The organism is Ligilactobacillus aviarius subsp. aviarius DSM 20655 (genome assembly GCF_001436315.1).
Classification (GTDB): Bacteria; Bacillota; Bacilli; order Lactobacillales; family Lactobacillaceae; genus Ligilactobacillus; species Ligilactobacillus aviarius.
Window position 1 is genome coordinate 203747 of the sequence record NZ_AYZA01000024.1, and the last position, 21899, is coordinate 225645.

Here is a 21899-nt window from a genome sequence, read left to right on the forward strand (position 1 = left end):
AAAAGCTTCAAAAAAAGATGCAGGTAAACTAGGTCTGATTGGGTTGATTGCACTTTCTGTAAGTGCAATGGTCGGTAGTGGTGTATTTGATCTTCCAAAGAATATGTCGCAAGTTGCTGGGCTTGATGCTCAAGTATTGGCCTGGATAACAACTGGAATTGGTATTTGGTTTATTGCAGAAATGTTTGTGATCTTAAGCGACGTTCATCCGGAATTACAAGCAGGACTCTATAAATATGGTGAAGTTGGTTTCGGGCCTTTTGTGGGGTTCTTTACTGCTTGGGGATATTTTGTTTGTGAATGTTTTGCAAATGTTGCCTATGCAGTTTTAGTTATGAGTACTTTGGACTATTTCTTCCCAGGTACATTTACTGGAGGTAGTAATTGGCCGTCTGTAATTGGTGCATCAATTATTACATGGCTTATTACAGCATTAGTATTACGTGGGGTTGAAGTTTCAAGTACAGTCCAAAAAGTTGCTACAGCGATTATGTTAGCAGTTATGGTTATTTTCCTTGCAACAGTAGCCGTACATTTTAATGCGCATACATTTACAATGAATGCCACAGCAACTCATTCAGTTGCATCTGTAAGTGATCATCCTTTAGGAAGTATTGGTCATCAGTTGCTCAATACAATGATGATCACTTTATGGTTGTTTGGTGGAATTGAAGGTGCCGTTGTAATGTCTGGGAAGGCACGTGATCCTAAACAAGTTCCTAAAGCAACTGTTATTGGATTTATTGTCTGTTTAGTATTGTTTGCTGCAACGGGCATTCTTTCATTAGGAGCATTTTCATATGGCCAATTAGCTAAGATGACTTCTCCATCAACGGCTTATATTTTGATTTCGTTATGGCACAACAATTTAGGACGTGACATTATTACATTTGGACTTTTAGTAGCAGTATTTTCAAGTTGGATTTCATGGGTACAAATGTTGTCTGAATTGCCACAACATGCTGCCGAAGAAGATCATGCATTTCCTCAGGTCTTTGCTAAGAAGTCGAAGAGAAATGTTCCAATTGTTTCAGTATTAGTAGCGACAGTTATTATGCAAATTATTATCATTTTTGCTCATTTTGACAATAATGCATATCAGATGTTGTTAACAATTACCGGAACAATGACGGTAGCGCCTTACATGGTAAGTGCAATGTATTTAATCAAGATTGGTGCAAAAGAAGATTTGTTTCCAACAAATACAAAGCATAAGCGAATTAATGGTTTAATTATTGGAATTCTTGCATTTTTGTACACAGTAATAATGGGGTTAGCAGCAGGTGTAAGATACATCGCAATTTCATTCATTATCTATGCAATTGGAATTCCAGTATATATTTGGGCAAGAAAAGAACGGCATGAAAAACATATCTTTAAAATTGGCGAATTAATTTTTGCAATTATTATTGTTGTTGTTGCAATTGCTGGTCTTTATGTATTAATTAAATAATTTTAGTTAGGGGAGGAATAAAAATGGCTAAATTAGATTTAAATTTAAATAAACAAGGTATTGATAGAATTGCAATCAGCCCCTATAAGCAATATTCTCGTGGATATATGGAACCTGGTAATATTGGAAATGGTTATGTTACAGGTTTGAAAGTTGATGCGGGAGTTCGTGATAAAACCGATGACGATGTCCTTGATGGGATTGTTTCCTACGATCGTGCAGAAACAAAAAACGCTTACATTGGACAAATTAATATGACAACTGCATCAAGTTTTACTGGTCCCCAAGGTCATGTGGTTGGATACGATATTTTACGAAATCCAGAAGTTGATAAAGTAAAGCCTTTATTTGTAGAAAAGCAATGGGATGGAAGTGATCTTCCAATTTATGATGCTAAACCATTGCAAGATGCTTTAGTAGAGTATTTTGGAATGGAACAAGAACGTCGACATTATCCTGCTCCAGGAAGTTTTATTGTTTGCGCAAATAAAGGAGTTACAGCTGAACGTCCTAAAGCTGATGAACCGTTGAAACCAGGTCAGGGATATGGTGTTTGGTCAGCAATCGCAATTTCATTTGCTAAGGATCCTTCAAAGAATTCGAGCATGTTCATTGAAGATGCTGGTGTTTGGGAAACTCCAAATGAAGATGAATTAATTGAATACTTGAACGGTCGTCGTAAAGCAATTGCTAAGTCAATTGCTGAATGCGGTCAGGATGCTGATACAGCATTTGAAAGTTCTTGGATTGGTTTTGCACATGTAATGATGAAACCAGGACAAATCGGAAATGCTATTACAGTTGGACCATATTTCTCATTACCTGTTGATTCAATTCCAAATGGATCAATTCTTACACCAGATAAGGACATGGAGATTATGGAAAATCTTTCACTTCCTGAATGGTTGGATAAAATGGGATATGAATCTTTAGTAAAGAAAAATAATGTAACTTACTAGAGGAAAATATGGACAATCTCAAAAAGAAAATTGAACGGCTTGATGATAAGATTAATCAATATGTGGTTAATGAAGAAGATTCAAAAATAATTTATGCAATTGGGAAATCCAAGTTGTATCGAATAAATGAAAATGAAATTAACATTAGAAAACGTGATTTAATTTCAAATGTAAAGTTTATAAAGGGAGTCCCTAACGGAGCTTTTGAAATTACATTTTCAAATGGAGAAAAATGGTCTGCAAAAGACATAACTCAAGGAAGGGTATTTGACTTTATTCAAGAGTTAAAGCCACAAAAGATTAATTTAGCGGGATATGATAATACAATTCGCGGTGAATTTCCTCAATTGCTTGATTTAGATCATGCGGAAGAAATTGATCGACTTAGGAGATATATGCAAGATGGTAATTTAAGCCATTATGAATATGATGATTGTAATCCTGTTTATCCTAAAGCTGGAAAGTAAAAATAATGATCAAGAAAAAAGTGTAAACGTAATTGTACAGAGATCCATTGTAAGATGAAATTTGGTTGTTTGCATGTTACACTCTTGTGAATTGATCAGGCGAAGTAAAAAGTAGTCTGTTCCGTAAAAACTACGTTATGGTTTTAAGTTTATAACTTAGTGAGATAGTAATTGTGAGATTACTATAAAATGAGGTGGGACAGCGTATTTTCGCCCTCAAAGGCAAAAGCCTTTGAGGGTGTTTTTTTTATAGAAAGGAAAATTAATATGATTTATCAAAAACCAAAAGGAACAGCAGATATTTTACCAGGAGAATCTGAAGTATGGGAAAAGATTGAGAAAATATCGCGTGAAACTTTTAAAGTATTTGGATATCAAGAAATTCGGACGCCAATTTTTGAAGACTATAATGTTTTTGCAAGAAATGTAGGTGATACATCAGATATTGTTACAAAAGAAATGTACGATTTTCATGATAAAGGAAATCGTCTTTTGGCTTTAAGACCTGAAGGAACTGCAGGGACAGTTAGAGCATATGTAGAGAATAAACTTTATGGTCCTGAATATCCTAAACCATATAAGGTATATTATATGGGTCCAATGTTCCGTTATGAACGGCCTCAATCAGGACGGCAACGTCAATTTAATCAGATCGGTGTTGAAGCATTAAATAGTGAATCTCCTGAAATTGATGTTGAAGTTATTTCAATGGCTATATTATTATTGAACAAATTAGGGGTACACAACGTTAAATTAGTAATTAATTCATTAGGAAATGACGATTCAAGAGAAAAATATCGGAAGGCATTAATTGAGTATCTTGAACCATACTATGATAACTTAAGTGAAGATTCAAAGAAACGATTATATAAAAATCCTTTGCGAGTTTTAGATAGTAAAGATGAGCAAGATAAAAAAATAGTGGCCAATGCTCCTTCAATTTTGGATTATTTAGATGATTATTCGACTAAATACTTTGAAAAGGTAAAGAAGTTGCTTTCTGATTTGGAAATCAAATATGAAATTGATAACGAGATGGTTCGCGGCTTAGATTATTATACGCACACGATTTTTGAAATAATGTCTGATTCAAAAGCTTTCGGTGGAAAGTGGACTACGGTTTGCGCAGGTGGTAGATATAATGGATTAATTTCTCAACTTGGAGGACCGGATAAGGGTGGAATTGGTTTTGGAATGGGAGTAGAAAGGCTAATTTTGCTTCTTAAACAGGAAAATCCTGATTTTCTAAATGCAAAAGGTCCTAAGTTGTATATTGTTTCTGCTGATAGTCAGGGAGATAAATTAGCATTTGAATTAATGGATAAGCTTCGAAAAAAAGGCGTGTATGTTGAGAAATCATATTCTAATGCTAAGGTAGGAAAACAGATTAAGGATGCTTCAAGAAGAAATGCTGACTATTATGTAGTAATTGGGAAAAATGAGGTTAGAAGTCATCAATTAAAGTTTAAGAAACTAGATAGTGATACTGAAAAATTAGCTTCGTTTGAAGAATTAATTAGTAATCCTCAAGATATTTTGAATTAATGTGTGGTTAACAGTCTTTCTAATTTTCGAGAGAGACTGTTTTCTTATTACAGTATAATAATGACATTACTAAGACATTAAGGAGTAATTACGATGGATCACCAAAAATTAATGCAGGAACTTGTCGAGTTTAGACATTCACGGGGATGGGGAATATCATAATTTGAAGAATTTGGCCGAGTCAGTTAATATTGAAGCAGCCGAAATTATGAAGATTTTCCAGTGGAAAGGAACGACTGATCAACTAACTGATGAGGAAAAGACACACTTAAAGTATGAAATTGCCGACACATTGATTTACCTGTTTTACATGTGTGACCAGTTAAAGATAGATCCAGTTGATGTGATGAAGGCAAAGCTCGAATATAATAAGGGACGCCATTGGAAGAAAGATAAGGAGTAACTGTTGATACGTCAATCCGGTTAACAAAATTTTTCGGTGTCTCAGACAAGTACTTTTTGAATTTGCAAAATGATATTGATATTCGGAATGCAGAAGCTGAGAATTCTCAGGATTATAAAGAAATTGAATTGATTCAATAAAAATTGGCAGTTTCATTATCCAGTGGAACTGCTTTTTGATATTCATGCTATAATATCCGCAAAAGAAAATTCCAAACTTTTCGGAGGAATATTATGGCAACCAAAGAACAAATTCAGGCAATTATGAAAATCAGAAGAGAATGGCAGGCGGAAGATGATCAGCGGGATAACGATCTTCCAAAGATTTTTGACGGCGTTGAACGCACCAATGACTTTCAATATGGCGATGATCCGCAATGGAATCTACTCGATGTTTACCGTCCGCAAAAACGAAACGGAAAATTACCGGTCATTATTTTGATTCATGGCGGCAATTGGTGTTATGGATCAAAGGAGACATATCAGTATTATGGGATGCGGCTTGCTCAACGTGGTTTTGTGGTTGTGAATGCAAGTTACCGCCTTGCGCCCGACGTTGTTTTTCCAGGTGAATTGGATGATGTTGACCGATTTATTCATTGGACGGTTGCGCATGCAAATGAATTTGATTTTGATTTAGAAAATGCCGTCTTATCAGGGGATAGCGCTGGCGGACAAATGGCATTACAGTATTTAACCACGTGGGCAAATCCAGCATATCGGAAACTATTTGGTTATTCGCGGCCGGCAATTACTTTTCGGGCAGGCATTTTGAACTGTGCGCCGTACTTTATGCTGACTCAGAAGTTATGGCCGGCAACGAGGGCTTATTTCACGGATCAAGTGATGACCGAAAAGAAAGTAATGATGGCAACTGAGGAAAGTTTCACGGATTCATTGCCACCATTGTATGTTGCCACGGCCAATCAAGACTTTTTACGGGATGATTCGATGAAGTTTGCCGGCTTTTTGATGGCGCATCATCATCCGCACGTCGCAAAGGTCTATGGTGATGATCAGCATCCCCGGCAGCATGATTTTATGATCAGTCAGAAAGATAAACTTGCTGATCAGGCACTTGATGATGAAATTCAATTTATTCAAAAGAATTTGAGGTAAAAAATTACGGAATTGTGACTTTTATCACAATTCTTTTTTATTCCTTTACAGTCCCTTTTAAACATTGATAAAATTAGGAATGAATGTATATAATGATAGGAAATATTATTGATAAAAGAAAAGTGGGTAAAGAATAAACATGAATGAACTTCAGAAAATGTGGAAGAAACACATTTACTTATCACGGGCATCGGCAGCATTGATTTACGGGTTGTTGGTGTCAGTTGCGATGAACTTTTTCTGGGATCCCGGCCATATTTATTCATCGGGAATCACTGGGCTAGCTCAGCTCCTGAATTCATTATTTAAGCACACGCCGGTTCCGATTACAACCGGAACGTGGATTTTTTTGCTGAACTTGCCGTTAATTGTGTTGGCATGGAAACAGATTGGCCACCGTTTTACCGTTTTCACGGTTATCGCGGTTGTGTGCTCAAGTGTAATGATCAAGCTGCTTCATCCAACCGTTTTAACTAAGGATCCATTGATTTGTGCGATCTTCGGGGCAATTCTTAACGGCTACGGAACTGGGTATGCCTTGAAGAGCGGCATTTCAACCGGTGGACTGGATATTATCAGCTTGACGGTTCGAAAACTGACCGGTAAATCAGTCGGAACCGTTAACATTATCTTCAACACGTTTATCGTTTTGGCCGCTGGATTAGTTTATGGTTGGCCGTACGCCTTCTATTCCGCAATCGGGTTGTTTATTAATGCCCAAGTAATGGATGCCGTTTATACGCGGCAACAAAAGATGCAGGTCATGATCGTAACGACCAAACCGAATAGCGTGGTTGATTGTATTCAAAGTCATTTGCGGCGCGGAATTACCATTGTTCATGGAGCTGAAGGGGCTTACCGGCATGACGCGAAGACGATCCTCTTTACGATTATTTCGCGGTATGAAATTCCAGACTTGCATGAAGCCCTCAGGGAATCTGATCCGAAGGCGTTTGTAAGTATTACCGAAAATGTTCATACGATTGGCCACTTCTATGAACCGGAACCGTAAGTTGGATGAGGGATTATTTTGAAAAAAGTAATTTATATTTGGCTCGTTAAACTGGTTTCACGGTGGAAACGGGTGAAAAATCCGCAGGACATTGTATACTTAATGAGTTTTGCGGGAAATGAACATTTGATCAAGGCATTTGCCGATTTAGCCAAGCAGTTGGGAAGAAATTTTACCGTTTTATATTTACCGCAATGTCAGGCGGCAGCAACACGACTTGCAGCTGAAGGAATTCAGACCGTTGAGTTTACGGACGGATTTGACTTTGTCTTTCATAAATTACAGCTTGTGATGCAAGCACGGTTACTGTTGTGCGACAATTACTATGCCTTTTTAAGCGGATGTGCCTTTGATCACCAACAAACCCATATCGTTCAACTCTGGCATGCAAACGGTGCAATCAAGACGTTTGGGTGGGAAGAATTAACCACGGCTCGACGTTCGGCAGCAGATAAGCGCCGTTTTCAAAAAGTTTACGATCAGTTTGATGAATATTTGATCGGATCAAAGAAAATGGCGCAGGTATTTGTCCAAAGTTATCACGTTCCGCAAACTCGAATGAATGTGATTGGTTATCCTCGAACAGATGAGTTGTTTAACAAAAATTGGCAAATGCAAGTTTCTCAAAATATTAAACGAAAACATCCTGATATTATCGGCAAAGAGATTATCTTGTATACACCAACTTACAGGGAAAATGAGGTCGGCAAACCGGTGATGAACTTTTCTGAAGATTTTGGTCAATTTGTCAATCAATTATCCGGTAATCAGCGACTAATTATTAAGTTTCATCCGCATGTAAAGTCATTTGAAAAGCAATTCAAACAGCAGCTGGACTCGGATAAGGTCATTTGGGTCGATGATTTTAGTACCAATGACTTATTGTTGGTCGCTGACCGGTTGATCACGGATTATTCATCGGTGATTTTTGACTATTCCTTGTTGCCAAATGCAAAACAAATTCTGTTTTATTGCTATGACTATGATCAATATGCTCAGCGGGTCGGGATTCAAGCCGATTTTAAGTCGTGGATTCCCGGTAAGATGGTGACGACTACGTCAGATTTGATTAAGGAAGTCCAGCAACCGTTGGAAGCAACTGACTTTACGGAGTTTAATCAACTATGGAATACGGCCAATGACGGCCATGCAACTGAGCGGGTTTTACAGACTGAACTGAAATACATTCAAAAATAATTTTAAAGAAGGAGATCTCCAAAATGCGGAAGCGAATTACAGTTCTGGGATTTTTTAGTGAAGATATTGGATTAACGTGTTTTTTCAAAACGAATTACCGGGCATTATTAGCTGACGGGTATGAATTTAATATTATTAATATCGCAAACTATCGCCCAGCACGGGAATTGAAACATTTTGGAAACTACTATGAAGTTCCATTTTACTTTACTGATATCAAAGATAAGCATTTTTTGAGGAAACGGCGGGCATTTAATCACCAGCTTCATCAGGTTTACCGCGAATGCTTGTTAAACAGTGATGTAATTCACCTTTATTTGAATATGCTGTGTGATCCGGTCTCAATCGTTTATGCGCGCCGGTTGGGATTTGACCGGGTAATCGTCCACGCATACTCGAACCTTGAAGGAACGATGAACCTGACCAGCCGGCAGTTGCAAAAGGTTGGTCGCCGAATGGCTGAAGTTTACGGGACCGACTTTCTGGCAGTTACGCAAGGCGCAGCGGACTTTTTCTTCTCGTCACGTATTCAACGTAGTCCGCGCTTTAAGTTGCTTCCGGATGGGATTGCGGTGCGGAAACAACGGTATCATGAAGAACAGAACATTTATTATCGCAAACGGTATGATATTAATGAAAATGATTTTGTAATTGGAAACATCGGGCGGTTTATTGATGTTAAAAATCAATCATTTTTGATTGACAGTTTCAATCTATTTCAAAAGATCAATCCGAACGCGAAGTTAGTTTTGATTGGCGATGGACCAAAACTGGAAGAAGTACGGCAGAAGGTCTATCAATTACATTTAGAAGGTCGCGTGATCTTTACCGGCTACCTTGAAAATACGGAAGAAGTTCAAAATATTTTTGATGTTTTTGCTTATCCGGCTGAATCGGGCGGATTATCATTAGCGTTATTACACAGCCTTGCCAATGGAGCGAAAGCGGTTGTTTCGCAACGGCAACCGGCAGAAGTGCAAACGTTGGGGGCAGTAACGGCGCTTTCAATCGATAATCCGCAAAGTTGGGCAGATGAATTTCACTCATTGAGCTTAGAAACAAATAACCGGTTTGAACAGAGCTACAACACAATGAACGAACTGATTGAAAAGGGGTACACGATCTCAACTTCAACAAAGTTATTACGAAAACTTTATGGCAAACCTCAATTGGAGGATGATTATTAAAGATGCGGGCAGCAGTTATTGGATATAACATTTTTGCAGTTGGCGGCACGACGCAAAGTAATTTGAATTTATTAACAACGTTAAACCAGCATTACGCTTCAACAGTTTACTTTAATTATTTACCGTTTAATGCAACGGATGTTCATCAATTGAAAAGACGGCATCACGGACTTGCAAAGACACAATTTGCATTGATCAAAGATCTGTTTGAAAATCAAAGCCAATGGTTAGAACCGTATGATGTTATTTTGATCACGCGGGAAGATCTTTTTCCGTTAAGTGCACTTTTGCGTAACGCTAATCCACAAGCGTTGATCGTCGGCGAGGTTCATACGCCGTTAGCGCTTCTTGATGACGATCTTCCGAGACTGAATGATTTATCGTGTGTCCGGGTTGCGACGACATCAATCAAAGATGAGTTTGAAGAACGATATAATTTCAAACGAATTTATGTGCAAACGGTCGGCCTTGACCATTTAAAATGGGGTAGAATTGATGACCAACTAAGCAAGAACTTTGTCGTTCAAAGCCGCTTTTTTGAAAAGCAAAAAGACATTATGTATAGTTTGCGGCTGATCAACGATTTGAAGCAGCACGGCAAAACTGATTTTCATTTGTATATTCAAGGAACCGGTGCGGATGAATTTGATTATCGCAGTTACATTGACGGGAATCATTTACGCTCAATGGTTTCCATCAATCGGCCGCTTCCACGGCATTATACATACCTTTCAACGTCGAAATTTGAAACCCTTGGATATTCGATTGCGGAAACGGTTGCGCAGGGACATCAAGTATTGGCCTATCTGGGCGATGATGATGTGGTTTACGAGAATTTTAAGGATGTGCCGATGGTTCATTGGATCGAAAAGCATAGTCTGGCTGAGGATGCTGACAAAATGATTGCAATCAGTCAGCATGCGGTCACGACCGATGAGTTTGAACAGTCCCAAGCAGCATTAAAAGCAATGGCAGCAGACTATTATTCAAAGTTTGTTGACCGGACCCAACAATTTGAAAATCTGGAATTTAATCTTCAATCGTTGACGGATAAAAATAAACTTCAAATTCAGCAAACAATTGAAAATAAGCTTGGACCATTAAATCCCGGATTGACCCGGCGGATATATTACCGGATGATCAAAGCGCCGATTTTTAAGAAGATTTTTGGATTGCGCTTTTTCCAACGGGTGAAGAAAAAAGTTAAGTAAGAAAGAAGATTTTTATGACAAACTATGTGTTGACCTCTGATATTTATAAGGGCTATAAGCATGCCGGCCCAAAAGCCAAGGCGGATATTAACCAGTTTCTTGGTGAAGTTGGTTATCAAATTTTAGACTTGGATCTGCCGATCAAGCGAATTCAGAAATTGGGGTATCGGATCTTTAAACTGCCGCATTTATTTAAAAATAAGGATGCGGATAAGATTATTTTTCAGTATCCGATGTATACGGTTTTTCTGACAAAAGCGATCATTAAAGAGGTTCGGCGACAAACGAATGCTAAATTAATTTTTGTAATTCACGATTACGAAGCCATTCGGAAATATAAGGGCGACCAAAAATTCTTTAAGGATGAGGTGGCAATTTTTAATGCAGCTGATTGCCTCATTGTTCATAGTCAGGCAATGAAGGACAAGATGCGCCAAAACGGAGTGACAACGCCCATGGTAATCCTCGGGGCTTTCGACTATTACAATCCGCAAAAACTGGTTGAAAATCATGAATATCACCGGTCGATTTGTTTTGCCGGCAACCTTGAAAAGTCTTCTTTCCTTACCAAGTTAAAGTTACAACACAGTCATGCATATCTTTTTGGAATGGATCCGGCCCCGCAATATCCGTCAAATATCTCGTATGAGGGCCTTTACCAAGCGGAAGAATTGCCGAAATATTTAAAGGGTGATTTCGGATTGGTTTGGGATGGTACATCGCTTGACGGAAATGGCGGAATTTATGCGGATTACCAGCACTATAATGCGCCGCATAAGACATCTTTGTACCTGAGCTCTGGAATGCCAGTCATTGTTTGGAGCCAGGCGGCAATCAGTAAGTTTGTTCTCGATGAGCATGTCGGAATTGCGGTTGAAAGCCTTGAAAATCTTGACGAAACCCTGCAAAATATTAGTGCAGATGAATATTTTGAATTGCAAGCCAATGCGCAAAAACTAGCTGCAAAATTGCGAAATGGAATGATGATCAAGAATGCGATTCATCAAGCCGAAGAAATCATTGATCAGAATGGAGTGAAGACAAAATGAAACGGGTAATTACATACGGAACATTTGACTTGCTCCACTATGGTCATGTTAATTTACTGCGACGGGCTAAAGAATATGGTGATTATTTAATCGTTGGCCTTTCAACGGATGAATTTAATTGGAAATCAAAACATAAAAAAGCATATTTTGATTATGCGAAACGTAAGCAGCTGCTCGAAGCGATTCGCTATGTCGATTTGGTAATTCCAGAAGAAAGCTGGGAACAAAAGAAGACCGACATGAAGAAATATAAGATCGACACCTTCGTGATGGGTGATGATTGGAAAGGCAAGTTTGATTATCTGAAAGATGAAGGAGTTGACGTGGTTTACCTTCCACGGACTCCTGAAATTAGCACCACGCAAATTAAAACGGATTTAAACGAGAAAAGAGGAAAGTAAAATGCTGATTGGATCACATGTAAGTATGAGCGGAAAAAAGATGTTGCTGGGATCAGCTGAGGAAGCTTTCGGTTATGGCGAAAACACGTTTATGATCTATACGGGAGCGCCTCAAAATACGCGCCGCAAACCAATTGATGAAATGAATATTCCTGCAGGCCAAGCATATATCAAAGACCATGGAATGTCCCACATCGTCGTACATGCGCCATACATCATTAATTTGGGAAACACTAAGAAACCTGACAAATTTGCATTTGCCGTTGATTTTTTGCGGAAAGAAATTGAACGGGCTGATGCTCTCGGAGCAGATCAAATGACGTTGCATCCTGGCGCTCACGTCGGCGCCGGTGCGGAAGCTGCAATTGCGAATATTGCTAAAGGATTAAATGAAGTGCTGACTCCTGACCAACATGTTCAAATTGCGATCGAAACAATGGCCGGTAAGGGAACTGAAGTTGGCCGGTCATTTGAAGAAATCGCGTCAATGATCGATCAGGTTCAACTGAATGAAAAGTTGTCAGTTACATTGGATACCTGCCATGCAAGTGATGCGGGTTATGCAATCAAAGACGATTTTGAAGGGGTCTTAAATGAATTTGACCATGTGATCGGCCTTGACCGGTTGAAAGTTATTCATTTAAATGATTCAAAGAATCCGCAGGGTAGTCACAAAGATCGCCACGCTAACATTGGATTTGGCGAGATTGGATTTGATGCATTGAGTAAAATCGCCCATTTTGAAGATTTAAAGGAAATTCCAAAGATTCTTGAAACTCCATTTATCGGACCAGATAAAAATCACAAGTATGCCCCGTATGGATATGAAATTCGGATGCTTAAGGATAATCAGTTTGACCCTGAAATGCAGGATAAGGTTTTGGAGAGTAAAGGAAAACTAGAAGATTAAGAAAAATCGGCTTCTCAGAAAGAGAGCCGATTTTTTAGATGAACAAAACACCGCAGAAAAGAATCAGGTCAAGAATAACAGACCAAATCAGAATTTTCTTTGGATAAAATTTCCGGTAAAAAGTAATGTAAAAGTATGTTTTTCCAAAGTTGAAGAATTTTCCCATCCAGAAGTAAAGAAAATAGAGAATTTCAACTAAAATCAGAAATGCCAAAATGGTCGCTAAAATGTGATGCATCGTTTTCAAACTCCTCGTTAAATAATCATAGTTTTATCGTATCATATTTAATTGAAATCGAGAGCGAAAATCTTGAATTTTACTGGGTTCACTAGTAAGAGTATGGTATGATAATCGTAGTGTGAATACAAACACAAACCAGGTAATTGGAGGTCCAAAAATGAAGATCAATATTGACAAGTATATTGCTGAACAACCTGCATTGGAAGATATTAAAAATCAAAAACCAACTTTTTGGGTAAACCCGTACAAAGTTGCGGAAGATGAAATTTGGAATCATGAAGAGCTTGGCTTAGCAGATATTGAAGCCGCTGAAGCCGATTTGGAACGTTATGCTCCAATGATTGCCAAACTTTTCCCGGAAACGGCAGCGACCGATGGAATTATTGAATCTAAGCTTGAAAAGTTGGATAAAATGCAAGCTGAAATTGAAAAAAAACATGAGTTTCATGGCCAGTTATACATGAAAATGGACTCTGATTTACCGGTTGTTGGTTCGATTAAAGCTCGGGGTGGCATTTATGAAGTTTTGAAACACGCCGAAGACATTGCATTGCAAGAAGGCTTATTGAAATCAAAGGAAGATGACTATACAAAATTAGTTACTCCAGAAGCTAAGAAACTTTTCAGCCAATATAAAGTCCAAGTTGGTTCAACCGGAAATCTTGGAATTTCAATTGGGGTCACGGCGGCTGCGCTTGGATTCAATGCCATTGTTCACATGAGTTATGATGCTAAGCAATGGAAGAAAGACTTATTGCGTGAAAAAGGTGCAAAGGTCATTGAATATGATACAGATTTTAACATTGCTTTGAAGAAAGGGCGGGCTGAATCCGATGCTGATCCGAAGAGTTACTTTGTTGATGATGTTAAATCACGGATTTTGTTCTTAGGCTATGCCACTTCTGCCTTACGGGTAAAGAAACAATTTGAAAAGCAAGGAATCAAAGTTGATAAAGATCATCCAGTCTTTGTATACAGTCCAGCTGGCGTTGGCGGTTCATCCGGCGGTACGTTATTTGGAATGAAGGCTGTTTTTGGTGAAGCTGCGCGGGTCTTCCTTATTCAACCAACTCATTGTCCAAGTATTCCATTAGGGATGGTAACGGGTTTGAATAATGATGTTTCGGTAATGGATATTGGGCTTGACGGTAAGACTGAAGCTGATGGCTTGGCATGCCCAAGCCCATCAACGTTCTCCGGTGATTACATGAAACCAATGCTTGACGGTGAATTTACGGTTCGCGATGGCGCATTATTTGACTATTTACGTGAACTTCATTCTTCAGAAGAGATGACGATCGAACCATCATCATGCGCAACGTTTGAAGGCCCAGTTAAATTATTTGAAAACAAATATGCTAAGCAATTCATGAAGGATAATGGATTGGATCAAATTCAAGATAATATCGTTCATCTTGCATGGGCTACAGGGGGTTCGATGGTTCCGGACGAAATTAATCAACAAAATCTTAAAACACACTTAGATGATTAGAAATCAAGTCTTTAAGCAGATCGAAAGTTGTTTTTAAACAACTTTCGATTTTTTTATGGTTAATTGAAATAATTATAAAAAATCTAATTTTATGTTAATTAAGGGGTAAAGTAAAAATTAGTTGGAATATCAACAATTAATCATTGATAAGGAAAGAAAACAAAAATTATTTTCTCATAATTATCAAATTAATTGGATAGTCACTGCTTTCCAAGCTGCATCGGGCTGGGTAAACTTAATTACGCCAACATCAGCAGTTATCATGGGTGCTTTAGCGATTGCACGTGTAGACATAAGCAAATGGTGGAAATGGATTTCTAAATTGATGGTAATTTTGTTTGTTGTTGCATGTATTTACCTTGGAATTTTAGCAGTATTGTAATTCGAATCGTGCTTAAGGAGGATTTAAAATGAGAGATTTAATTAGTAATGCAATTCGCAAACAGGCACTTGAAGCACTTAAGACAATGATTTCACAACCATCTTTTAATCAAGAAGCTGAAAAGAATGCTCCTTTTGGAAAGAATATTCGGTTAGCTTGGGATAAAATGATGAAAATTTGCAAAGATTTAGGATTTATTACATACGAAGATCCCGAGGGATACTACGGTTATGCCGAAATTGGTGAAGGTTTAGAAACGTTAGGGATTATTGGACATTTAGAGATACAGTTCCTGCTGAAAACGTTGATGAATGGAATCACGAACCATATAAAGGGATAATTGAAAATGATATAATTTATGGACGTGGTGCTCAGGATGATAAAGGGCCAACAATTGCTGCTTTGTTTGCTGTTAAGGCATTAATGAAAGATGGTTACAAATTTAATAAAAAAATTCGTTTCATTTTTGGAACTGATGAAGAAATCTTATGGCGCGGAATTGAAAAATACAATGAAAAGGAATCTCAAATCGACTTAGGATTTTCGCCAGATGCAGAATTCCCAGTTACATATGCAGAAAAAGGGTTGCAACAAGCATATTTAATTGGACCTGGAACTGATCAATTAAAAGTTGAAGATAAAGGTGCATTTAATGCGGTTCCTGCACAAGCATTTTATAACGGACCAAAACTTGATAAAGTTAAGGCTGCATTAGATCAATTTGGCTTTGAATATAAAGAACAAGGTGACGGAATTCTTGTTTTAGGAAAGGCGGTTCATGCAATGCTTGCGCATCAAGGAATTAATGCGGTTACTCGGCTAGGGATAGCATTAAATAAGGTATTTGATTTCACACCGCTTAACTTTATCGGGGAATTGAAAGAAGATGCAACAGGGGCAAATATTCTCGGTAAAGTTTCGGATGAAACAGGAGACTTGACGTTTAATATTTCAAGTTTGGAAATCAATAAGAATAAAACGCGGATGCAACTTGATATGCGAATTCCATCAACGATTGATCATGATAAATTGATTGAAAAATTGAGCGAAACAGTTAAGAAACAAGCATTATGATTATCTTGCTCCGCTTCATGTTCCTGCAGATTCGAGGTTGGTTCAAACATTAATGGATGCCTATCGTGATAAGACTGGCGATGAGGATGCTCAACCGCAAATTTCAGGAGGAGCAACTTTTGCGCGGACAATGAATAATTGTGTTGCTTTTGGAGCAATGTTGCCGTCAACTCCTGACTATATGCATCAAACCAATGAACAATGGTCAGTTGCTGATTTTAACAAAGCGATGGATATTTATGCTGAAGCCGTTAAGCGCTTATGTGTTGATTAAAAAGTTATAAAAATGCAATAGAAATGGGCATGTTGTAAGAAGAGTTTCATTTACAGCATGCCCGTTTTTTTATTAAAATGAGAAATCATTTTCTTTTAATTTTCTTTGAGTGAATCCCCATGTAATTAATTCGGCAATCAAGGTAATTCCTTCAATTATTGCCAAGCTAAGCCATACGCCGTTAATCCCATATATTTTGGCTGAAAGAGGAACGAGGATCAACGGGAAAATATATCCTCGCAGAATAACCATTGCAATCGAGATATACGAATTGCTGATAGCTGAGAAGAAAATGTTAAAGACAACGTTTAAACTTGAAAACAAAAGACTGATTAATAACAACTTCATTCCCGAATTTGCAAGGTTGATGACTTTGAGATTCGATGCGGCATTGAAGAAATCAATAATTAGGTGACTGTTAAAACATACAAATGCCAAGCAGACAATTCCAAGCAGTTCAGCAATTATCAATCCAAAGTGCAATCCGTGTTTAATCGTTTTGAAATTCCGATGCGCATATTCTTGACTGACGATTGGTTGGATTCCCTGAGCAACTCCCGTAAATAAAGCTAATGCAACTAGGAGAACATTGGCCGCGATGCCGTAAGCGGCAACGGCATTATTACCACTGACTTTAAGAAATACCCAGTTATAAATAAAGATTCCAAACCCAGTACTCATTTCTGTTAAAAATGATGGCAACCCAATTGAAAAGGTTTGGCGAAGATCACTTAAAATGAAGGGATGACTTACGAGTTTCAAGTGATTTTCCTTTTTTCTAAAATGGGTCAGGATGATTAAAATACTGATGATCGGAGAAAAACTCGTTGCTAATCCGGCACCAACCATTCCCATGTCTAGTCGTAAAATGAAAAGCCAATCAAGGAAAATGTTGGCAAGACTTGAAATCGTCATTGCAAACATCGCGGTTTTGGTTCCATGATCATTGCGAATAAATCCGAGTAAAAGATTATTAAAGATAAATCCAGGACCAAACAGGAGGACGGTTTGAACGTACTGGAAGGTCATTTTAAAAGTGGTTTGATCGGCTCCGAGTAAATGTGAAATTTGCGAGGCCCATGAAATTCCGAGTAAAGTAAAGACAAGTCCGATAATCAATCCCATGATCACCGTTTGCGTGTATGTTTTCGTTGAACGTTTGCGGTCTTGAATTTGATAAATTGTAAACAATGTTCCACCGCCCATTCCGAGAAGAAAACCAAGCCCATCCATTACGTTAAACAGCGGCATTGAAAGATTCATTACGGCAACGCCTAAAACGCCCATTTTTTGAGCAACAAAAAAGCTATCAGCAAGTACATAAATGGAAGCACCAACGGTACTTAAAATGCTGCGAAAAACATATTGCGATAACTGATGGTTAAGGGATGTGTTAGAATTTTCTGACATTGAACTGATCCTTTCTAAATGATTCTTAGTTTCAGTTTATCATAGAGCTTAATGAAAGATAATTAATATCTAAAGCGCTAAAATAAAAATGAAGGAGGGATTGCGATGCGTTCAATGAAAGTTGTTTCGACGAAAAGCGATGACGGTTATGAAGTTACTAATGATACAGGCGAACTGGTCTTTAAGTGTGATGAGCCAGCACGGGTAGGTGGAAGTGGTAAATATCCGCGTCCAACTGATTACTTTTTTGGCGCTCTTGGTTCATGCTTAAATATTACAGCACGTTCATTGGCCAAACAAAAAGGAATCAAGATTAATAAGTTAGTAGTAACGGTTACAGGAAATGTTGAGACCCATGGGATTGTTGACCCCCGAATCAAAGATCGAATTTCAGACATTCAAATTAAGTTTGAAATGGAATCTGATTTGCCGCGAACAGAGGAAGAACGGTTTTTCCAAGAATGTGTAACGGCATGCCCGGTTCACGCAACGGTTGAAGATCAAACCAAGGTTACGTGGAGTTACTAAGCAAAATTTTTGAATAACTTTTAAAATCTTACTATGATACAGATAGTGGTTAATTAATAAGGTCCTTATCCTTTAAGCAACAAGAAACGTGAAGTTTTGTGAAGAGGATAAGGATTTTTTCAATAAGAAAAAGCTGCGATCAAAGTCGCAGCTTTCAAATACCTTTAACGGCTAATTATTTTCCTTTTTTAAAACTTTATCGCGGAGTTTTTTGCCTTCCTTAGTTAAAATAACGGATGCAGCAAGAAAGTTTGCATTTGGAATTTCCTTAACTAATCCTTTCGTTACTAATGAGAAATAATTCTTTCCATCAGCCATGAAGACTTCATCTTCAATTTTGCTTTTGGCAACCTCCATAAAAATTTCTTGTTCTTGGGGTGTGAGTTCGTCAAATTCCATAACAAATACTCCTCTCCATATACCAAATTTTTTTAAGGATTTCCCTCAACTTTCATGATAGCATTTTCAAGTTAATTTACCAATTAGGAACCATTTAAATCAAAAAAATTTTACCAAAAAGCTGATAATCTCAATGTTTATTTGTACTTTAATTGGTACCTACCAAAAATTAAATTGGTTATTGAAATCGGTTACGGAATCAGGTATATTATAACTACAGGGTAAAGCGCTTCACTCTGAGTCAATTAAATTGGAGTGATATTTTATGAATAAAGTAACCGTTATTGGAAGCATCAATCTTGACCGGACAATTCGGGTTGCAAGGATGGCAAAGCCAGGGGAAACCTTGCATACGAAAGAAATTTTTACAGCCGGTGGCGGAAAAGGTGCCAACCAGGCGATTGCTGCGCAACGCTTGGGGGCTGACACTTCCTTCATTGGTGCTATGGGAGAAGACCGGGAAGTAAGTCAAACAATGCTGGAGCTTTTACATGAAGATGGAATCAACTGCCAGGGGATCGCAACGTTATCCAATCATAAAACAGGTCAAGCATTCGTGATCGTTGACGATGATAGTGAAAACTTAATCTACGTTCATGGTGGCGCCAATATGGCATTTAAACCGGAACACGTTGATCAGAATCGCGACTTGATCACTCAAAGCGACTTCGTAGTTGCTCAATTCGAAACTCCAATCGATTGTACAACGGAAGCATTTAAAATCGCGCGTCAAAACGGCGTTGTAACGATTTTAAATCCCGCACCGGCAATTGATCAAATTCCAGAAGAATTACTTAAAGTAACCGATATGATCGTTCCAAATGAAACGGAAACCGAAGTGATTACCGGAATTAAAATTACGGATCAAGCTTCAATGATCAACGCAGCTGAAAAATTCCATGCTTTAGGAATTAAAGCCGTTTTGATCACGCTTGGAAGTCAAGGAACTTTTTATAGTTATGCCGGAAAGACCGCAATCATTCCAGCGTTAAAGGTCAACGCAGTTGATACGACGGCTGCCGGCGATACCTTTATTGGAGCATTAAGCAGCGTTTTGAATAAAGATTTCAGTAATTTAGAAGATGCAATCAAATTCAGTAATAAAGCATCATCAATTACGGTTCAACGCTTCGGTGCGCAGCCTTCAATTCCATATTTAAAGGAAATGTAGATCAAGATCATTTTGGGGAGGAATCAATCATGAAAAAAACAAAGGTCATTAATTCAGATATGTCACGGGTAATTGCTCAAATGGGACACTTTGACAAGTTAGCAATCGGTGATGCTGGGATGCCGGTTCCAGCTGGAACTGAAAAAATTGATTTGGCAGTTACACAAGGAATTCCAAGTTTTATGGATGTTTTAAATAACGTTTTGGAAGAACTTGAAGTTCAGCGGATCTTTCTTGCAGAAGAAATCAAAACACAAAATCCGGCAATGCTGGAAAATATTAAGAAACGGCTGCCAGATATACCGATCGTTTTCATTCCGCACGATGAAATGAAGAAGGACTTAAGTGATTGTAAAGCGTTTATTCGGACCGATGAAATGACACCGTACTCAAATATTATGCTTGAAAGCGGCGTTGTTTTCTAAAAAGAAGGGGTAGTTTATATGAATATGGTTGCGATTTTAATTGGCCTCGGACCGTTGATCGGTTGGGGAATTTATCCAACGATTGCATCGAAATTTGGCGGGAAACCCGTTAACCAAATTTTAGGATCAACTCTGGGGACGTTGATTTTTGCGATTGTTTACAACCAAATCGAACATTTAGGATTTCCGCACGGAATGGATTTATTACTGGCGATTCTTTCGGGAGTCGGTTGGGCATGTGCGCAGATTGTAACATTTTATTCATTTACATTAATTGGATCGTCACGGGCAATGCCGGTTACGACCGCTTTCCAATTGTTAGGAGCCTCATTATGGGGCGTCGTTGCGTTGGGTGATTGGCCAACTGGAATGGATAAGGTTGTAGGATTTATTGCCTTAGCCTTGATCATTCTCGGCGCATGGATGACGGTTTGGTCAGAAAAGAAAACGACAGAAGGTCAAGGAGCATTGAAGAAGGCAGTCCTTGTTTTATTGTTTGGTGAAATCGGATACTGGGCATATTCAGCGGCCCCACAAGCAGCCCATATTAACGGGATGCATGCCTTCTTGCCGCAAGCAATCGGAATGGTAATTGTTGGAATTGTTTATGGTGTAATTGCGACGATTAAAAACAAAGAACAATCACCGTTTACAGAAAAGGTAACTTACAAACAAATCATTTCTGGTTTCTTCTTTGCATTTGCAGCTTTGACTTACTTGATTTCTGCTCAACCAAATATGAATGGCTTGGCAACCGGATTTATCTTGTCACAAACATCAGTGGTCCTAGCAACGTTAACGGGAATCTGGTTCTTAGGTCAGAAGAAAACGCATAAGGAAATGCTGGTTACGATCTTAGGTTTGGTAATTATTATCGGAGCCGCAGCAATTACGGTAATTGTTTAAGACGATTTGACAGGGGTGAAATAAAATGAAAATTGCACCTTCAATTTTAAGTGCAGATATTTCCAACTTAGGAAGAGATGTGAAGCGTGTTGAGCAAGCTGGCGCAGATTACCTGCATATTGATGTGATGGATGGCAATTTTGTTCCGAATCTTTCCTTTGGAGCAAATGTTGTCCAGCGGTTACGCGGACAGTCAGATTTGACGTTTGATGTTCACTTAATGGTTGAACATCCTGAGAAATGGATCAGTGAATTTGCCGCTGCCGGAGCGGATATCATCGGCGTTCATTACGAAGCTACGCCGCACATCCATCGCGCATTAAGGATGATTCATGAAGCAGGGAAAAAGGCTGAACTGGTAATTTGTCCGGGAACATCGGTTGCGATGATCACTGATTTGCTTTCAGATGTTGATCAGGTTTTAGTGATGACCGTTGACCCAGGATTTGGCGGTCAACATTTTCTGCCGTCCATGACGCATAAAATCAAACAGCTTGCAGAAATTAAAGCTCAAGAAGGATTCGCCTTTGAAATTGAAGTCGATGGCGGAATCAATGATCAGACAATCGCGCAATGCAAACAAGCAGGAGCGACGATTGCCGTTGCAGGATCGTTTGTTTATAATCATGAAACACCTGCAATTCAAATTCAAAAATTAAAAGCAGTTTAGAAATCTTAATTGAAG

General features: G+C 38.4%; 22 protein-coding genes and 3 pseudogenes. 22 read left to right on the forward strand and 3 right to left on the reverse strand.

The features are described 5' to 3' along the window. The 14 genes and pseudogenes from hdcC to FC33_RS07795 form a co-directional block, all read left to right on the forward strand. On the forward strand, positions 1 to 1453 hold a 1453-nt coding region (hdcC, locus tag FC33_RS07735), incomplete at its 5' end, for a histidine-histamine antiporter (protein WP_057828020.1). Positions 1454 to 1476: 23 nt separating this feature from the next. Then, a complete protein-coding gene (gene hdcA / locus FC33_RS07740) occupies positions 1477 to 2412 on the forward strand; it encodes a histidine decarboxylase, pyruvoyl type (RefSeq protein ID WP_057828021.1) in 936 nt (311 codons plus the stop codon). 8 nt (positions 2413 to 2420) lie between these two features. Further along, complete coding sequence (hdcB, locus tag FC33_RS07745) at positions 2421 to 2879, forward strand: histidine decarboxylase maturation protein HdcB (protein WP_057828022.1); 459 nt, start codon at positions 2421 to 2423, stop codon at positions 2877 to 2879. A 267-nt stretch (positions 2880 to 3146) separates the two neighbouring features. Next, positions 3147 to 4424: a histidine--tRNA ligase gene (hisS, locus tag FC33_RS07750; RefSeq protein WP_057828023.1), complete on the forward strand. Its 1278-nt coding sequence runs from the start codon at positions 3147 to 3149 to the stop codon at positions 4422 to 4424. A 208-nt stretch (positions 4425 to 4632) separates the two neighbouring features. Beyond that, entirely contained in the window at positions 4633 to 4827 is a 195-nt protein-coding gene (locus tag FC33_RS08560; protein ID WP_338033112.1) for a MazG-like family protein, read from the forward strand. Beyond that, positions 4824 to 4967: pseudogene (locus FC33_RS08585) on the forward strand (helix-turn-helix domain-containing protein); the annotation flags it as partial. The gene FC33_RS08560 and the pseudogene FC33_RS08585, both read left to right, overlap by 4 nt. A gap of 93 nt (positions 4968 to 5060) precedes the next feature. Beyond that, a complete protein-coding gene (locus FC33_RS07760) occupies positions 5061 to 5945 on the forward strand; it encodes an alpha/beta hydrolase (RefSeq protein WP_057828024.1) in 885 nt (294 codons plus the stop codon). Between the two features lie 139 nt (positions 5946 to 6084). Continuing rightward, positions 6085 to 6957, forward strand: coding sequence for a YitT family protein (locus tag FC33_RS07765; RefSeq protein ID WP_057828025.1), 873 nt, complete (start codon positions 6085 to 6087; stop codon positions 6955 to 6957). 18 nt (positions 6958 to 6975) lie between these two features. Beyond that, positions 6976 to 8154, forward strand: a complete 1179-nt coding sequence (locus FC33_RS07770) for a CDP-glycerol glycerophosphotransferase family protein (RefSeq protein ID WP_235803907.1) — start codon at positions 6976 to 6978, stop codon at positions 8152 to 8154. 23 nt (positions 8155 to 8177) lie between these two features. Further along, on the forward strand, positions 8178 to 9341 hold the full coding sequence (locus tag FC33_RS07775) for a glycosyltransferase (protein WP_057828026.1): 1164 nt from the start codon (positions 8178 to 8180) through the stop codon (positions 9339 to 9341). Positions 9342 to 9343: 2 nt separating this feature from the next. Next, a complete protein-coding gene (locus tag FC33_RS07780; protein ID WP_057828027.1) occupies positions 9344 to 10552 on the forward strand; it encodes a glycosyltransferase family protein in 1209 nt (402 codons plus the stop codon). 14 nt (positions 10553 to 10566) lie between these two features. Next, positions 10567 to 11601, forward strand: coding sequence for a glycosyltransferase (locus tag FC33_RS07785; protein WP_057828028.1), 1035 nt, complete (start codon positions 10567 to 10569; stop codon positions 11599 to 11601). After that, the gene (tagD, locus tag FC33_RS07790; protein WP_057828029.1) at positions 11598 to 12002 is read left to right on the forward strand and encodes a glycerol-3-phosphate cytidylyltransferase; all 405 of its coding nucleotides are present in this window, start codon (positions 11598 to 11600) and stop codon (positions 12000 to 12002) included. Before FC33_RS07785 ends, tagD begins: the two co-directional genes overlap by 4 nt. Before the next feature lies 1 nt (position 12003). Beyond that, positions 12004 to 12912 (forward strand): deoxyribonuclease IV, encoded by a 909-nt coding sequence (locus tag FC33_RS07795; protein WP_057828030.1) that lies wholly within the window; start codon positions 12004 to 12006, stop codon positions 12910 to 12912. Between the two features lie 34 nt (positions 12913 to 12946). On the opposite strand, the gene FC33_RS07800 is transcribed toward FC33_RS07795, so the two are convergent. After that, the gene (locus FC33_RS07800) at positions 12947 to 13150 is read right to left on the reverse strand and encodes a hypothetical protein (protein ID WP_057828031.1); all 204 of its coding nucleotides are present in this window, start codon (positions 13148 to 13150) and stop codon (positions 12947 to 12949) included. A 160-nt stretch (positions 13151 to 13310) separates the two neighbouring features. On the opposite strand from FC33_RS07800, the gene FC33_RS07805 reads away from it, so the two are divergent. The 3 genes and pseudogenes from FC33_RS07805 (at position 13311) to FC33_RS07815 (ending at position 16375) form a co-directional block, all read left to right on the forward strand. Further along, on the forward strand, positions 13311 to 14645 hold the full coding sequence (locus FC33_RS07805; RefSeq protein ID WP_146993397.1) for a D-serine ammonia-lyase: 1335 nt from the start codon (positions 13311 to 13313) through the stop codon (positions 14643 to 14645). A 196-nt stretch (positions 14646 to 14841) separates the two neighbouring features. Next, positions 14842 to 15027: pseudogene (locus tag FC33_RS07810) on the forward strand (YfcC family protein); the annotation flags it as partial. Positions 15028 to 15055: 28 nt separating this feature from the next. Then, positions 15056 to 16375 (forward strand): annotated as a pseudogene (locus FC33_RS07815) (M20 family metallopeptidase). Between the two features lie 72 nt (positions 16376 to 16447). Here FC33_RS07815 and FC33_RS07820 read toward each other — a convergent pair. Then, the gene (locus tag FC33_RS07820; RefSeq protein WP_057828033.1) at positions 16448 to 17785 is read right to left on the reverse strand and encodes an MATE family efflux transporter; all 1338 of its coding nucleotides are present in this window, start codon (positions 17783 to 17785) and stop codon (positions 16448 to 16450) included. A gap of 105 nt (positions 17786 to 17890) precedes the next feature. On the opposite strand from FC33_RS07820, the gene FC33_RS07825 reads away from it, so the two are divergent. Beyond that, on the forward strand, positions 17891 to 18313 hold the full coding sequence (locus FC33_RS07825; RefSeq protein ID WP_057828034.1) for an OsmC family protein: 423 nt from the start codon (positions 17891 to 17893) through the stop codon (positions 18311 to 18313). Between the two features lie 171 nt (positions 18314 to 18484). On the opposite strand, the gene FC33_RS07830 is transcribed toward FC33_RS07825, so the two are convergent. Then, a complete protein-coding gene (locus tag FC33_RS07830) occupies positions 18485 to 18712 on the reverse strand; it encodes a hypothetical protein (RefSeq protein WP_057828035.1) in 228 nt (75 codons plus the stop codon). Between the two features lie 265 nt (positions 18713 to 18977). Between FC33_RS07830 and rbsK the strand changes: the two genes are divergently transcribed. Genes rbsK through rpe form a run of 4 tightly spaced genes read left to right on the forward strand, consistent with a single transcriptional unit; the run spans position 18978 to position 21884 of the window. Beyond that, positions 18978 to 19883, forward strand: a complete 906-nt coding sequence (gene rbsK / locus FC33_RS07835; protein ID WP_057828036.1) for a ribokinase — start codon at positions 18978 to 18980, stop codon at positions 19881 to 19883. Positions 19884 to 19912: 29 nt separating this feature from the next. After that, entirely contained in the window at positions 19913 to 20308 is a 396-nt protein-coding gene (gene rbsD / locus FC33_RS07840) for a D-ribose pyranase (protein ID WP_057828037.1), read from the forward strand. An 18-nt stretch (positions 20309 to 20326) separates the two neighbouring features. Beyond that, positions 20327 to 21214, forward strand: coding sequence for a ribose/proton symporter RbsU (gene rbsU / locus FC33_RS07845; RefSeq protein WP_057828038.1), 888 nt, complete (start codon positions 20327 to 20329; stop codon positions 21212 to 21214). A 25-nt stretch (positions 21215 to 21239) separates the two neighbouring features. Continuing rightward, positions 21240 to 21884, forward strand: coding sequence for a ribulose-phosphate 3-epimerase (rpe, locus tag FC33_RS07850; protein ID WP_057828039.1), 645 nt, complete (start codon positions 21240 to 21242; stop codon positions 21882 to 21884). The last annotated feature ends 15 nt before the right edge of the window (positions 21885 to 21899 follow it).

Coding starts and splice junctions, on each gene's coding strand:
- hdcA (WP_057828021.1), top strand. CDS start 1,477: ATGGCTAAATTAGATTTAAATTTAAATAAACAAGGTATTGATAGAATT.
- hdcB (WP_057828022.1), top strand. CDS start 2,421: ATGGACAATCTCAAAAAGAAAATTGAACGGCTTGATGATAAGATTAAT.
- hisS (WP_057828023.1), top strand. CDS start 3,147: ATGATTTATCAAAAACCAAAAGGAACAGCAGATATTTTACCAGGAGAA.
- FC33_RS08560 (WP_338033112.1), top strand. CDS start 4,633: ATGAAGATTTTCCAGTGGAAAGGAACGACTGATCAACTAACTGATGAG.
- FC33_RS07760 (WP_057828024.1), top strand. CDS start 5,061: ATGGCAACCAAAGAACAAATTCAGGCAATTATGAAAATCAGAAGAGAA.
- FC33_RS07765 (WP_057828025.1), top strand. CDS start 6,085: ATGAATGAACTTCAGAAAATGTGGAAGAAACACATTTACTTATCACGG.
- FC33_RS07775 (WP_057828026.1), top strand. CDS start 8,178: ATGCGGAAGCGAATTACAGTTCTGGGATTTTTTAGTGAAGATATTGGA.
- FC33_RS07780 (WP_057828027.1), top strand. CDS start 9,344: ATGCGGGCAGCAGTTATTGGATATAACATTTTTGCAGTTGGCGGCACG.
- FC33_RS07785 (WP_057828028.1), top strand. CDS start 10,567: ATGACAAACTATGTGTTGACCTCTGATATTTATAAGGGCTATAAGCAT.
- tagD (WP_057828029.1), top strand. CDS start 11,598: ATGAAACGGGTAATTACATACGGAACATTTGACTTGCTCCACTATGGT.
- FC33_RS07795 (WP_057828030.1), top strand. CDS start 12,004: ATGCTGATTGGATCACATGTAAGTATGAGCGGAAAAAAGATGTTGCTG.
- FC33_RS07800 (WP_057828031.1), bottom strand. CDS start 13,150: ATGCATCACATTTTAGCGACCATTTTGGCATTTCTGATTTTAGTTGAA.
- FC33_RS07805 (WP_146993397.1), top strand. CDS start 13,311: ATGAAGATCAATATTGACAAGTATATTGCTGAACAACCTGCATTGGAA.
- FC33_RS07820 (WP_057828033.1), bottom strand. CDS start 17,785: ATGTCAGAAAATTCTAACACATCCCTTAACCATCAGTTATCGCAATAT.
- FC33_RS07825 (WP_057828034.1), top strand. CDS start 17,891: ATGCGTTCAATGAAAGTTGTTTCGACGAAAAGCGATGACGGTTATGAA.
- FC33_RS07830 (WP_057828035.1), bottom strand. CDS start 18,712: ATGGAATTTGACGAACTCACACCCCAAGAACAAGAAATTTTTATGGAG.
- rbsK (WP_057828036.1), top strand. CDS start 18,978: ATGAATAAAGTAACCGTTATTGGAAGCATCAATCTTGACCGGACAATT.
- rbsD (WP_057828037.1), top strand. CDS start 19,913: ATGAAAAAAACAAAGGTCATTAATTCAGATATGTCACGGGTAATTGCT.
- rbsU (WP_057828038.1), top strand. CDS start 20,327: ATGAATATGGTTGCGATTTTAATTGGCCTCGGACCGTTGATCGGTTGG.
- rpe (WP_057828039.1), top strand. CDS start 21,240: ATGAAAATTGCACCTTCAATTTTAAGTGCAGATATTTCCAACTTAGGA.